This window comes from Paenarthrobacter sp. Y-19 (genome assembly GCF_029223985.1).
Classification (GTDB): domain Bacteria; phylum Actinomycetota; class Actinomycetes; order Actinomycetales; family Micrococcaceae; genus Arthrobacter; species Arthrobacter nicotinovorans.
Genome location: NZ_CP119414.1, coordinates 4,298,303 through 4,312,679 on the forward strand (window position 1 = coordinate 4,298,303; position 14,377 = coordinate 4,312,679).

3 protein-coding genes and 6 rRNA genes are annotated in these 14,377 nt (G+C 57.2%); 6 read left to right on the top strand and 3 right to left on the bottom strand.

From position 1 onward, the window contains the following. The first annotated feature begins 314 nt into the window (after nt 1-314). From PYR64_RS20245 to rrf (PYR64_RS20255), 3 genes are all read left to right on the top strand, one after another. Nucleotides 315-1,830, top strand: a 16S ribosomal RNA gene (locus PYR64_RS20245). Nucleotides 1,831-2,375: 545 nt separating this feature from the next. Beyond that, a 23S ribosomal RNA gene (locus PYR64_RS20250) occupies nt 2,376-5,518 on the top strand. A gap of 152 nt (nt 5,519-5,670) precedes the next feature. Continuing rightward, nucleotides 5,671-5,787 (top strand): 5S ribosomal RNA (gene rrf, locus PYR64_RS20255). 203 nt (nt 5,788-5,990) lie between these two features. Here rrf (PYR64_RS20255) and PYR64_RS20260 read toward each other — a convergent pair. Next, on the bottom strand, nt 5,991-6,584 hold the full coding sequence (locus PYR64_RS20260) for an HhH-GPD-type base excision DNA repair protein (RefSeq protein WP_275780021.1): 594 nt from the start codon (nt 6,582-6,584) through the stop codon (nt 5,991-5,993). Between the two features lie 468 nt (nt 6,585-7,052). Between PYR64_RS20260 and PYR64_RS20265 the strand changes: the two genes are divergently transcribed. The 3 genes from PYR64_RS20265 (at nt 7,053) to rrf (PYR64_RS20275) (ending at nt 12,526) form a co-directional block, all read left to right on the top strand. Further along, nucleotides 7,053-8,571, top strand: a 16S ribosomal RNA gene (locus tag PYR64_RS20265). 545 nt (nt 8,572-9,116) lie between these two features. Next, nucleotides 9,117-12,258 (top strand): 23S ribosomal RNA (locus tag PYR64_RS20270). 151 nt (nt 12,259-12,409) lie between these two features. Continuing rightward, a 5S ribosomal RNA gene (gene rrf / locus PYR64_RS20275) occupies nt 12,410-12,526 on the top strand. The 16S, 23S and 5S rRNA genes sit together here, the layout of an rRNA operon. A 96-nt stretch (nt 12,527-12,622) precedes the next feature. Here rrf (PYR64_RS20275) and PYR64_RS20280 read toward each other — a convergent pair. Both PYR64_RS20280 and PYR64_RS20285 read right to left on the bottom strand, forming a co-directional pair. Further along, complete coding sequence (locus PYR64_RS20280) at nt 12,623-13,456, bottom strand: alpha/beta hydrolase (protein ID WP_275777291.1); 834 nt, start codon at nt 13,454-13,456, stop codon at nt 12,623-12,625. Nucleotides 13,457-13,520: 64 nt separating this feature from the next. After that, nucleotides 13,521-14,375, bottom strand: a complete 855-nt coding sequence (locus PYR64_RS20285) for an alpha/beta hydrolase (protein WP_039239168.1) — start codon at nt 14,373-14,375, stop codon at nt 13,521-13,523. Nucleotides 14,376-14,377: the final 2 nt, after the last annotated feature.

Sequence of the window (14,377 nt, forward strand, 5' to 3'; positions counted from 1 at the left end):
TTCTGGTGGGTGGGGGAGGCCCGGGGTTTGGTTTGCTTTGTGCGGCCGGTTCGGGTAAGTTTGGAAAGTTGCTCCGGAGCGATCCTGGACCCTGTGGGGTGTGGGTGGTGCCGGTAGTGTCTGTTGTTTGAGAACTCAATAGTGTGCCAAGTTTGTTGATACCGATTGTTTTATTGATTGGTTGAAATTTTGCCAGGTTGCTGCGCACCCCCGTGTGTGGTGGTCTGGTTTTCAGCTGGTTTCGAATTTTGTGCAGCCGCGTTTTGCCGTTATTTCCGGTGGGTGTGGTTGTGTCTGTTTGATTTTGTTTTATTTCAACGGAGAGTTTGATCCTGGCTCAGGATGAACGCTGGCGGCGTGCTTAACACATGCAAGTCGAACGATGATCCCAGCTTGCTGGGGATTAGTGGCGAACGGGTGAGTAACACGTGAGTAACCTGCCCTTGACTCTGGGATAAGCCTGGGAAACTGGGTCTAATACCGGATATGACTCCTCATCGCATGGTGGGGGGTGGAAAGCTTTTGTGGTTTTGGATGGACTCGCGGCCTATCAGCTTGTTGGTGGGGTAATGGCCTACCAAGGCGACGACGGGTAGCCGGCCTGAGAGGGTGACCGGCCACACTGGGACTGAGACACGGCCCAGACTCCTACGGGAGGCAGCAGTGGGGAATATTGCACAATGGGCGCAAGCCTGATGCAGCGACGCCGCGTGAGGGATGACGGCCTTCGGGTTGTAAACCTCTTTCAGTAGGGAAGAAGCGTAAGTGACGGTACCTGCAGAAGAAGCGCCGGCTAACTACGTGCCAGCAGCCGCGGTAATACGTAGGGCGCAAGCGTTATCCGGAATTATTGGGCGTAAAGAGCTCGTAGGCGGTTTGTCGCGTCTGCTGTGAAAGACCGGGGCTCAACTCCGGTTCTGCAGTGGGTACGGGCAGACTAGAGTGCAGTAGGGGAGACTGGAATTCCTGGTGTAGCGGTGAAATGCGCAGATATCAGGAGGAACACCGATGGCGAAGGCAGGTCTCTGGGCTGTAACTGACGCTGAGGAGCGAAAGCATGGGGAGCGAACAGGATTAGATACCCTGGTAGTCCATGCCGTAAACGTTGGGCACTAGGTGTGGGGGACATTCCACGTTTTCCGCGCCGTAGCTAACGCATTAAGTGCCCCGCCTGGGGAGTACGGCCGCAAGGCTAAAACTCAAAGGAATTGACGGGGGCCCGCACAAGCGGCGGAGCATGCGGATTAATTCGATGCAACGCGAAGAACCTTACCAAGGCTTGACATGAACCGGAAAGACCTGGAAACAGGTGCCCCGCTTGCGGTCGGTTTACAGGTGGTGCATGGTTGTCGTCAGCTCGTGTCGTGAGATGTTGGTTAAGTCCCGCAACGAGCGCAACCCTCGTTCTATGTTGCCAGCGGTTCGGCCGGGGACTCATAGGAGACTGCCGGGGTCAACTCGGAGGAAGGTGGGGACGACGTCAAATCATCATGCCCCTTATGTCTTGGGCTTCACGCATGCTACAATGGCCGGTACAAAGGGTTGCGATACTGTGAGGTGGAGCTAATCCCAAAAGCCGGTCTCAGTTCGGATTGGGGTCTGCAACTCGACCCCATGAAGTCGGAGTCGCTAGTAATCGCAGATCAGCAACGCTGCGGTGAATACGTTCCCGGGCCTTGTACACACCGCCCGTCAAGTCACGAAAGTTGGTAACACCCGAAGCCGGTGGCCTAACCCTTGTGGGGGGAGCCGTCGAAGGTGGGACCGGCGATTGGGACTAAGTCGTAACAAGGTAGCCGTACCGGAAGGTGCGGCTGGATCACCTCCTTTCTAAGGAGCTGCTTGCAATGGCTGGTGCCCTGCATGGGGTGTCTGGTTGTTGTCAGTGTTGCCCATTGCGCAGGCGTTTGTTCTGCGGTGGGTGCTCATGGGTGGAATATCAACGAATCATTTTTTTGGCATGGCTTTCGTGGTTGTGTCCTGGTGCTAGTACGGCGGTTCGTGCTCCTGCTTTGTGTGGGGGTGTGGGTTGTTGGGAACGTGTCCGGGGTGCGGCTGGTGGGGGTTGTGTTTGGCGCACTGTTGGGTCCTGAGGCAACAGGACCTTTTTGCAGCAATGCAGGGGGGCACTTCTGGTGTTTCTTTTGTTCCTGCAGCCGGTTCCTCCGGTCTTTGTGTTGCGGCCTGCGTGTGTGGGTTGTGGCGGGTTGGGGGGTTGGTTGATGGGGTTGTTGTTTGAGAACTACATAGTGGACGCGAGCATCTGGGACATACACGCTTTGGTGTGTGTGTTCCATACAGCAATTTCTTATGAATGAACCTTGGGCCGTAGTGGCTCGTGGTTCTCTCGAGTAAGTTTTTGATCATGTTTGTGTGGTCAAGTTTTTAAGGGCACACGGTGGATGCCTTGGCATTAGGAGCCGAAGAAGGACGTAGGAATCTGCGATAAGCCTGGGGGAGTTGATAACCGAGCGTTGATCCCAGGATGTCCGAATGGGGAAACCCCGCACAACGCTGTCATGGTGATTGTGTGACCCGCATCTGAACACATAGGGTGCGTGGGGGGAACGCGGGGAAGTGAAACATCTCAGTACCCGCAGGAAGAGAAAACAAGAGTGATTCCGTTAGTAGTGGCGAGCGAACGCGGATCAGGCTAAACCGTTTCCATGTGTGATAGCCGGCGGGCGTTGCATGGGCGGGGTTGTGGGACTTTCCGTTCTGGTTCTGCCGGGCCAGTGAGGTGAGAGTGCGTGCATAGGTGAACGGTCTTGAAAGGCCGGCCAGAGAGGGTGTGAGCCCCGTAACCGTAATGTTGTGTGCCGCCTGGAGAGTATCCCAAGTAGCACGGGGCCCGAGAAATCCCGTGCGAATCTGTCAGGACCACCTGATAAGCCTAAATACTTCCTAATGACCGATAGCGGACCAGTACCGTGAGGGAAAGGTGAAAAGTACCCCGGGAGGGGAGTGAAACAGTACCTGAAACCGTGTGCTTACAATCCGTCGGAGCAGTCTTGTTACTGTGACGGCGTGCCTTTGAAGAATGAGCCTGCGAGTTAGTGTTACGTCGCGAGGTTAACCCGTGTGGGGTAGCCGTAGCGAAAGCGAGTCTGAATAGGGCGAGTGTAGTGGCGTGATCTAGACCCGAAGCGGAGTGATCTACCCATGGCCAGGTTGAAGCGACGGTAAGACGTCGTGGAGGACCGAACCCACTTCAGTTGAAAATGGAGGGGATGAGCTGTGGGTAGGGGTGAAAGGCCAATCAAACTCCGTGATAGCTGGTTCTCCCCGAAATGCATTTAGGTGCAGCGTTGCGTGTTTCTTGCCGGAGGTAGAGCTACTGGATGGCCGATGGGCCCTACAAGGTTACTGACGTCAGCCAAACTCCGAATGCCGGTAAGTCAGAGCGCAGCAGTGAGACTGTGGGGGATAAGCTTCATAGTCGAGAGGGAAACAGCCCAGACCACCAACTAAGGCCCCTAAGCGTGTGCTAAGTGGGAAAGGATGTGGAGTTGCGAAGACAACCAGGAGGTTGGCTTAGAAGCAGCCATCCTTGAAAGAGTGCGTAATAGCTCACTGGTCAAGTGATTCCGCGCCGACAATGTAGCGGGGCTCAAGTACACCGCCGAAGTTGTGGATTTCACACAGTACCCTAGCCTTCGTGGTTCAGGGGTGTGGAGTGGTAGGGGAGCGTCGTGTGGGCAGTGAAGTCGCGGTGGAAACCAGCGGTGGAGCCTACACGAGTGAGAATGCAGGCATGAGTAGCGAAAGACGGGTGAGAAACCCGTCCGCCGAATGATCAAGGGTTCCAGGGTCAAGCTAATCTGCCCTGGGTAAGTCGGGACCTAAGGCGAGGCCGACAGGCGTAGTCGATGGACAACGGGTTGATATTCCCGTACCGGCGAAAAACCGCCCATGCCAAGCGGGGGATACTAACCGCCCGGAGCCTGCCCGCTCACCCTTGTGGTGTTGTGGGTTTTGGCCGAGCGCGGGACCTGATCCCGGGAGGTAAGCGTATTAACAGGTGTGACGCAGGAAGGTAGCCGGGCCGGGCGATGGTTGCCCCGGTCTAAGGATGTAGGGTCAGGGATAGGCAAATCCGTTCCTGTGTGCTTCGAGCACGTTCCTGAGATCTGATGGGACTCCCGTAAGGGGGGATCCGGTGATCCTATGCTGCCAAGAAAAGCATCGACGCGAGGTTTTAGCCGCCCGTACCCCAAACCGACACAGGTGATCAGGTAGAGAATACCAAGGCGATCGAGAGAATTATGGTTAAGGAACTCGGCAAAATGCCCCCGTAACTTCGGGAGAAGGGGGGCCTGCCCCGTGATGGAGACTTGCTCTCCGTGAGCGGGTGTGGGCCGCAGAGACCAGGGGGAAGCGACTGTTTACTAAAAACACAGGTCCGTGCGAAGTCGCAAGACGATGTATACGGACTGACTCCTGCCCGGTGCTGGAAGGTTAAGAGGACCGGTTAGCCACTTGTGGCGAAGCTGAGAATTTAAGCCCCAGTAAACGGCGGTGGTAACTATAACCATCCTAAGGTAGCGAAATTCCTTGTCGGGTAAGTTCCGACCTGCACGAATGGAGTAACGACTTCCCCGCTGTCTCAACCATAAACTCGGCGAAATTGCAGTACGAGTAAAGATGCTCGTTACGCGCAGCAGGACGGAAAGACCCCGAGACCTTTACTATAGTTTGGTATTGGTGTTCGGAGTGGCTTGTGTAGGATAGGTGGGAGACGTTGAAACCCGGACGCCAGTTCGGGTGGAGTCATCGTTGAAATACCACTCTGGTCACTTTGGACATCTAACTTCGGCCCGTGATCCGGGTCAGGGACAGTGCCTGATGGGTAGTTTAACTGGGGCGGTTGCCTCCTAAAAAGTAACGGAGGCGCCCAAAGGTTCCCTCAGCCTGGTTGGCAATCAGGTGTCGAGTGTAAGTGCACAAGGGAGCTTGACTGTGAGAGAGACATCTCGAGCAGGGACGAAAGTCGGGACTAGTGATCCGGCGGTACATTGTGGAATGGCCGTCGCTCAACGGATAAAAGGTACCTCGGGGATAACAGGCTGATCTTGCCCAAGAGTCCATATCGACGGCATGGTTTGGCACCTCGATGTCGGCTCGTCGCATCCTGGGGCTGGAGTAGGTCCCAAGGGTTGGGCTGTTCGCCCATTAAAGCGGTACGCGAGCTGGGTTTAGAACGTCGTGAGACAGTTCGGTCCCTATCCGCTGCGCGCGCAGGAAATTTGAGAAGGGCTGTCCTTAGTACGAGAGGACCGGGACGGACGAACCTCTGGTGTGTCAGTTGTACTGCCAAGTGCATCGCTGATTAGCTACGTTCGGATGGGATAACCGCTGAAAGCATCTAAGCGGGAAGCTCGCTTCAAGATGAGATTTCCATACACATTATGTGTGAGAGGCCCCCAGCCAGACCACTGGGTTGATAGGCCGGATGTGGAAGCGAGGACTAAAGACTCGTGAAGCTGACCGGTACTAATAGGCCAACAACTTACACCACACACAAAACACTGCACGCGTCCACTATGTGGTTCCCGAACAACAACCGTTCCAGGAACCAACAACAACAACAACTACATAACACCACAGTTGTAACCACAAGCTTCCCACCCACCCCCACACCAACGCGGGGGTCGGGACGGGTAACAGAGTTACGGCGGTCATAGCGTGGGGGAAACGCCCGGTCCCATTCCGAACCCGGAAGCTAAGACCCACAGCGCCGATGGTACTGCACCCGGGAGGGTGTGGGAGAGTAGGACACCGCCGGACAACCATTAACGAAGAGCCCCAACCACGGTTGGGGCTCTTCCATTTAACAAACACAACCCCCACACAAGCACCGGCCCTGCCCCCTCGTGGCAGTATGCGCGTTAGGGCATTGCCGGGCGTGCGTCAACGTAATCTACGGCAATGCCGTAGACGGCCACCCACACAACCCACCCGACATTGAATGTGCCGGGCGGGCGGCGGGTTCAGGAGCCGCTTGTCTTGGCAGCCTTTGCTGCGGCTTTCGCTGCTTGCTTGCTGGCGCGGACCTTGGCCAGGGATGCAGGGTCCACGATGTCGGCCACGGACAAGTAGGAGCCGTCTTCTCCGTAGTGGCCGGCGGCCTCACGCCATCCGGTGGCTTGGAGACCGCATTGCTTGCCCAAAAGCGCCAGGAAGATCTTCGCCTTTTGTTCTCCGTAACCGGGCAATGCCTTGAGCCTGCGGAGCACTTCGGGGCCGTCAGGGTTACCCTTGGTCCAGATCGCTGCTGCGTCTCCGTCCCAGTCACTGTGCACCGTGGCAGCAAGGGTCTGGACTCTGCCTGCCATGGAGCCCGGAAAGCGGTGGACGGCGGGCCTCTCCTTGAAGAGCTCCACGAAGCCGGCCGGATCCTGGCCAGCGATGACGCCCGGATCGAGAGTGCCCAAACGCGTACGGATCTTCTCCGGGCCGGCAAAGGCCGATTCCATGGTGACCTGTTGATCGAGCAGCATGCCCGTCAACAATGCAAAGGCGTCTTGACTGAGCAGCTGGTCGGCGGCGTCTTCGCCTGTGATGTGGAGTTCCATGCGTCCCATCCTCCCACCCACCGGCGGTGTCGTCACGGCCGCGTTGTAGGTGGTGTTCGACGGGGGTTTGGTGGGTTTTGGGGGTTGGTGTGGGGGTGTTGGGTGGTGGATTTGCGTTGGGGTTGTGGGGCGTGTATTGTTTTCTGAGTCGCCGGGTGCGAAACGGAAAGCCGGAAGGTGTGTACGGTTCGGTAGGCGGCCAAAAATAACTCTTCTTTTCCAATGGCCCTGTTGTGGTGCGCTGCTTTGTGTGGTGTTCCGGTGGGGTGATGTTTTGGGGGGTCTGTTGTTTGAGAACTCAATAGTGTGCCAAGTTTGTTGATACCGATTGTTTTATTGATTGGTTGAAATTTTGCCAGGTTGCTGCGCACCCCCGTGTGTGGTGGTCTGGTTTTCAGCTGGTTTCGAATTTTGTGCAGCCGCGTTTTGCCGTTATTTCCGGTGGGTGTGGTTGTGTCTGTTTGATTTTGTTTTATTTCAACGGAGAGTTTGATCCTGGCTCAGGATGAACGCTGGCGGCGTGCTTAACACATGCAAGTCGAACGATGATCCCAGCTTGCTGGGGGATTAGTGGCGAACGGGTGAGTAACACGTGAGTAACCTGCCCTTGACTCTGGGATAAGCCTGGGAAACTGGGTCTAATACCGGATATGACTCCTCATCGCATGGTGGGGGGTGGAAAGCTTTTGTGGTTTTGGATGGACTCGCGGCCTATCAGCTTGTTGGTGGGGTAATGGCCTACCAAGGCGACGACGGGTAGCCGGCCTGAGAGGGTGACCGGCCACACTGGGACTGAGACACGGCCCAGACTCCTACGGGAGGCAGCAGTGGGGAATATTGCACAATGGGCGCAAGCCTGATGCAGCGACGCCGCGTGAGGGATGACGGCCTTCGGGTTGTAAACCTCTTTCAGTAGGGAAGAAGCGTAAGTGACGGTACCTGCAGAAGAAGCGCCGGCTAACTACGTGCCAGCAGCCGCGGTAATACGTAGGGCGCAAGCGTTATCCGGAATTATTGGGCGTAAAGAGCTCGTAGGCGGTTTGTCGCGTCTGCTGTGAAAGACCGGGGCTCAACTCCGGTTCTGCAGTGGGTACGGGCAGACTAGAGTGCAGTAGGGGAGACTGGAATTCCTGGTGTAGCGGTGAAATGCGCAGATATCAGGAGGAACACCGATGGCGAAGGCAGGTCTCTGGGCTGTAACTGACGCTGAGGAGCGAAAGCATGGGGAGCGAACAGGATTAGATACCCTGGTAGTCCATGCCGTAAACGTTGGGCACTAGGTGTGGGGGACATTCCACGTTTTCCGCGCCGTAGCTAACGCATTAAGTGCCCCGCCTGGGGAGTACGGCCGCAAGGCTAAAACTCAAAGGAATTGACGGGGGCCCGCACAAGCGGCGGAGCATGCGGATTAATTCGATGCAACGCGAAGAACCTTACCAAGGCTTGACATGAACCGGAAAGACCTGGAAACAGGTGCCCCGCTTGCGGTCGGTTTACAGGTGGTGCATGGTTGTCGTCAGCTCGTGTCGTGAGATGTTGGGTTAAGTCCCGCAACGAGCGCAACCCTCGTTCTATGTTGCCAGCGGTTCGGCCGGGGACTCATAGGAGACTGCCGGGGTCAACTCGGAGGAAGGTGGGGACGACGTCAAATCATCATGCCCCTTATGTCTTGGGCTTCACGCATGCTACAATGGCCGGTACAAAGGGTTGCGATACTGTGAGGTGGAGCTAATCCCAAAAAGCCGGTCTCAGTTCGGATTGGGGTCTGCAACTCGACCCCATGAAGTCGGAGTCGCTAGTAATCGCAGATCAGCAACGCTGCGGTGAATACGTTCCCGGGCCTTGTACACACCGCCCGTCAAGTCACGAAAGTTGGTAACACCCGAAGCCGGTGGCCTAACCCTTGTGGGGGGAGCCGTCGAAGGTGGGACCGGCGATTGGGACTAAGTCGTAACAAGGTAGCCGTACCGGAAGGTGCGGCTGGATCACCTCCTTTCTAAGGAGCTGCTTGCAATGGCTGGTGCCCTGCATGGGGTGTCTGGTTGTTGTCAGTGTTGCCCATTGCGCAGGCGTTTGTTCTGCGGTGGGTGCTCATGGGTGGAATATCAACGAATCATTTTTTTGGCATGGCTTTCGTGGTTGTGTCCTGGTGCTAGTACGGCGGTTCGTGCTCCTGCTTTGTGTGGGGGTGTGGGTTGTTGGGAACGTGTCCGGGGTGCGGCTGGTGGGGGTTGTGTTTGGCGCACTGTTGGGTCCTGAGGCAACAGGACCTTTTTGCAGCAATGCAGGGGGGCACTTCTGGTGTTTCTTTTGTTCCTGCAGCCGGTTCCTCCGGTCTTTGTGTTGCGGCCTGCGTGTGTGGGTTGTGGCGGGTTGGGGGGTTGGTTGATGGGGTTGTTGTTTGAGAACTACATAGTGGACGCGAGCATCTGGGACATACACGCTTTGGTGTGTGTGTTCCATACAGCAATTTCTTATGAATGAACCTTGGGCCGTAGTGGCTCGTGGTTCTCTCGAGTAAGTTTTTGATCATGTTTGTGTGGTCAAGTTTTTAAGGGCACACGGTGGATGCCTTGGCATTAGGAGCCGAAGAAGGACGTAGGAATCTGCGATAAGCCTGGGGGAGTTGATAACCGAGCGTTGATCCCAGGATGTCCGAATGGGGAAACCCCGCACAACGCTGTCATGGTGATTGTGTGACCCGCATCTGAACACATAGGGTGCGTGGGGGGAACGCGGGGAAGTGAAACATCTCAGTACCCGCAGGAAGAGAAAACAAGAGTGATTCCGTTAGTAGTGGCGAGCGAACGCGGATCAGGCTAAACCGTTTCCATGTGTGATAGCCGGCGGGCGTTGCATGGGCGGGGTTGTGGGACTTTCCGTTCTGGTTCTGCCGGGCCAGTGAGGTGAGAGTGCGTGCATAGGTGAACGGTCTTGAAAGGCCGGCCAGAGAGGGTGTGAGCCCCGTAACCGTAATGTTGTGTGCCGCCTGGAGAGTATCCCAAGTAGCACGGGGCCCGAGAAATCCCGTGCGAATCTGTCAGGACCACCTGATAAGCCTAAATACTTCCTAATGACCGATAGCGGACCAGTACCGTGAGGGAAAGGTGAAAAGTACCCCGGGAGGGGAGTGAAACAGTACCTGAAACCGTGTGCTTACAATCCGTCGGAGCAGTCTTGTTACTGTGACGGCGTGCCTTTGAAGAATGAGCCTGCGAGTTAGTGTTACGTCGCGAGGTTAACCCGTGTGGGGTAGCCGTAGCGAAAGCGAGTCTGAATAGGGCGAGTGTAGTGGCGTGATCTAGACCCGAAGCGGAGTGATCTACCCATGGCCAGGTTGAAGCGACGGTAAGACGTCGTGGAGGACCGAACCCACTTCAGTTGAAAATGGAGGGGATGAGCTGTGGGTAGGGGTGAAAGGCCAATCAAACTCCGTGATAGCTGGTTCTCCCCGAAATGCATTTAGGTGCAGCGTTGCGTGTTTCTTGCCGGAGGTAGAGCTACTGGATGGCCGATGGGCCCTACAAGGTTACTGACGTCAGCCAAACTCCGAATGCCGGTAAGTCAGAGCGCAGCAGTGAGACTGTGGGGGATAAGCTTCATAGTCGAGAGGGAAACAGCCCAGACCACCAACTAAGGCCCCTAAGCGTGTGCTAAGTGGGAAAGGATGTGGAGTTGCGAAGACAACCAGGAGGTTGGCTTAGAAGCAGCCATCCTTGAAAGAGTGCGTAATAGCTCACTGGTCAAGTGATTCCGCGCCGACAATGTAGCGGGGCTCAAGTACACCGCCGAAGTTGTGGATTTCACACAGTACCCTAGCCTTCGTGGTTCAGGGGTGTGGAGTGGTAGGGGAGCGTCGTGTGGGCAGTGAAGTCGCGGTGGAAACCAGCGGTGGAGCCTACACGAGTGAGAATGCAGGCATGAGTAGCGAAAGACGGGTGAGAAACCCGTCCGCCGAATGATCAAGGGTTCCAGGGTCAAGCTAATCTGCCCTGGGTAAGTCGGGACCTAAGGCGAGGCCGACAGGCGTAGTCGATGGACAACGGGTTGATATTCCCGTACCGGCGAAAAACCGCCCATGCCAAGCGGGGGATACTAACCGCCCGGAGCCTGCCCGCTCACCCTTGTGGTGTTGTGGGTTTTGGCCGAGCGCGGGACCTGATCCCGGGAGGTAAGCGTATTAACAGGTGTGACGCAGGAAGGTAGCCGGGCCGGGCGATGGTTGCCCCGGTCTAAGGATGTAGGGTCAGGGATAGGCAAATCCGTTCCTGTGTGCTTCGAGCACGTTCCTGAGATCTGATGGGACTCCCGTAAGGGGGGATCCGGTGATCCTATGCTGCCAAGAAAAGCATCGACGCGAGGTTTTAGCCGCCCGTACCCCAAACCGACACAGGTGATCAGGTAGAGAATACCAAGGCGATCGAGAGAATTATGGTTAAGGAACTCGGCAAAATGCCCCCGTAACTTCGGGAGAAGGGGGGCCTGCCCCGTGATGGAGACTTGCTCTCCGTGAGCGGGTGTGGGCCGCAGAGACCAGGGGAAGCGACTGTTTACTAAAAACACAGGTCCGTGCGAAGTCGCAAGACGATGTATACGGACTGACTCCTGCCCGGTGCTGGAAGGTTAAGAGGACCGGTTAGCCACTTGTGGCGAAGCTGAGAATTTAAGCCCCAGTAAACGGCGGTGGTAACTATAACCATCCTAAGGTAGCGAAATTCCTTGTCGGGTAAGTTCCGACCTGCACGAATGGAGTAACGACTTCCCCGCTGTCTCAACCATAAACTCGGCGAAATTGCAGTACGAGTAAAGATGCTCGTTACGCGCAGCAGGACGGAAAGACCCCGAGACCTTTACTATAGTTTGGTATTGGTGTTCGGAGTGGCTTGTGTAGGATAGGTGGGAGACGTTGAAACCCGGACGCCAGTTCGGGTGGAGTCATCGTTGAAATACCACTCTGGTCACTTTGGACATCTAACTTCGGCCCGTGATCCGGGTCAGGGACAGTGCCTGATGGGTAGTTTAACTGGGGCGGTTGCCTCCTAAAAAGTAACGGAGGCGCCCAAAGGTTCCCTCAGCCTGGTTGGCAATCAGGTGTCGAGTGTAAGTGCACAAGGGAGCTTGACTGTGAGAGAGACATCTCGAGCAGGGACGAAAGTCGGGACTAGTGATCCGGCGGTACATTGTGGAATGGCCGTCGCTCAACGGATAAAAGGTACCTCGGGGATAACAGGCTGATCTTGCCCAAGAGTCCATATCGACGGCATGGTTTGGCACCTCGATGTCGGCTCGTCGCATCCTGGGGCTGGAGTAGGTCCCAAGGGTTGGGCTGTTCGCCCATTAAAGCGGTACGCGAGCTGGGTTTAGAACGTCGTGAGACAGTTCGGTCCCTATCCGCTGCGCGCGCAGGAAATTTGAGAAGGGCTGTCCTTAGTACGAGAGGACCGGGACGGACGAACCTCTGGTGTGTCAGTTGTACTGCCAAGTGCATCGCTGATTAGCTACGTTCGGATGGGATAACCGCTGAAAGCATCTAAGCGGGAAGCTCGCTTCAAGATGAGATTTCCATACACATTATGTGTGAGAGGCCCCCAGCCAGACCACTGGGTTGATAGGCCGGATGTGGAAGCGAGGACTAAAGACTCGTGAAGCTGACCGGTACTAATAGGCCAACAACTTACACCACACACAAAACACTGCACGCGTCCACTATGTGGTTCCCGAACAACAACCGTTCCAGGAACCAACAACAACAACAACTACATAACACCACAGTTGTAACCACAAAGCTTCCCACCCACCCCCACACCAAACGGGGTCGGGACGGGTAACAGAGTTACGGCGGTCATAGCGTGGGGGAAACGCCCGGTCCCATTCCGAACCCGGAAGCTAAGACCCACAGCGCCGATGGTACTGCACCCGGGAGGGTGTGGGAGAGTAGGACACCGCCGGACAACCATTAACGAAGAGCCCCAACCACGGTTGGGGCTCTTCCATTTAACAAAACCAGCCAGGCCCCAACGGGGCTGCAGCCGGATCGCCCGCTGAAACTAGCCGGAGAAGAACTCGGACAATTCTGAGATCAGCTTGTCCGGGGCTTTGTTGGGGCCGTCGTGCCCGAAGCCGGGAAGGATGGTGTAGCTGGACCCGGACAGGACATCGTGGATCTGTCCGCAGGCAACACCGAAGTAGGCGGGGCTCTTTTCACCTACCACGATCAAGGTCTCCAGCGGCAGTGCCAGGAACGGCTCGGCGGGCATGTCGGCCGCAATGACGGCCTTGATTTCGCGGACGCCACAGGTCATGAGCTCCCGCATCTGCTTGCCGACAGGTGTGCCGGCGGCCAGCTTGTTGGCCAGCGTCAGCATCGAGAGCGGCATTCGCGCGAAAGCGCCGCCTGTCTCAACTCCCTTGATGAGGACGGCGAGGGCGCGGTCGTAGTCTCCTGCCGCCGTCGCGCGTTCATAATCGGGCGTCCAGTCGGCTTTGACGCTGTGGTTGACCGACACGGCGGGATCATAGACGGCCAGCCGCTCCACCGGGAGCGTGCGTGCTGCATGCAGCGCCACCGCACCGCCGAAGCTATGGCCGAACACGTCGGTGCTGGACGTGTGCTCCATAACCGTTTGAAGGTCCCGGATATCGGCTTCCAACGTGTAGTCCTCGGCTTGGGGCGATGAGTCGCCCCTGCCTCGCCGATTGAACGTGTGGACCGGCCGGCCGAGCGCCTCACTGAGCTTCTGGGCGAAACGCGTGTAATCGGAGGCGGTCACCATGGAGGCAGGAACGACGACTACGCCGGAGCCTGCCGCTGCCAGGTCACCACCTGTGGTGAGGAGTTCGAGGTGTCCGCCGTCCTGGGTCATGATGATGTCGCGCGTCATGTCTTGAGCCTAGCCGAGCCACCCGACAGCCGGCCGCATGGCAACCCCGTATGTGGATACCGAATCAGCTCTTGAAGTACTCCGAGATATCCGAAACCAGTTCATTCACTGCCGCGGGGACTGAGCCATGGAAGCCTTTGGGGGAGACTTCCAACGTGCTCCCGGGGACGGCCCTGTTCAACCTGGCTGCGGCGACTTTGTAGAACTGCGGGCTTTTCTTGCCCACCATGAAATGGGTGTTCGACGGCAGCACAGCGAAGTCCCGGGGCGTGTCGGCGTCCTCGAAGGCGGCCTTCAGCTCGCCGACACCCGAGGGCAGGAGTTCCCGGAAGACCTTGTTCACCTTGGTACGTGAAACCACTGCCATGAGTCCTGCCAGGATGGGCTCGGGTACTCGGGCCAAGGCTGTTCCGGGCTCCATTCCACGCCGCATCCGTGCCATCGCGCGGTTGATGTCGCCCTTGTCCACAGCGTCCGCGAAGCCGGGCAGCCAATCCAGGTCCATGCTTCCGTCGATGTTGACGGCGGCATCGTAGACAGCGAGTTTGCCGGGTTCGTGGCCGGTCCCGGCGAAGTCCTGTGCGGCATTCAGCGCGACGGATCCGCCCAGGCTGTGGCCAAGGATGTTCCGTGCACCGGTGGCGTCCATAACGGTGCGGACATCCTCTACTTCCGTCGCCATGGAGTAGTTGTCCGGCTGCCCTGTGGACTTTCCCCGGCCACGACGGTCGTAGACGTCCACGGCCCAGCCGTCACCCAGGCCCTTGGCCAAAGCGATGGAGAACGGCCGGTAGATGAGGGCCGTCAGAAACGCACCCCCGATCAGCACCACCCTGCGCTCCCCGGGCGCCTCTTCGGCGCCGTAGCTGTACAAGGCGAGCCTGCCGCCGTCGTGTGTCCTGATCCCGCGTTCCTTCACCG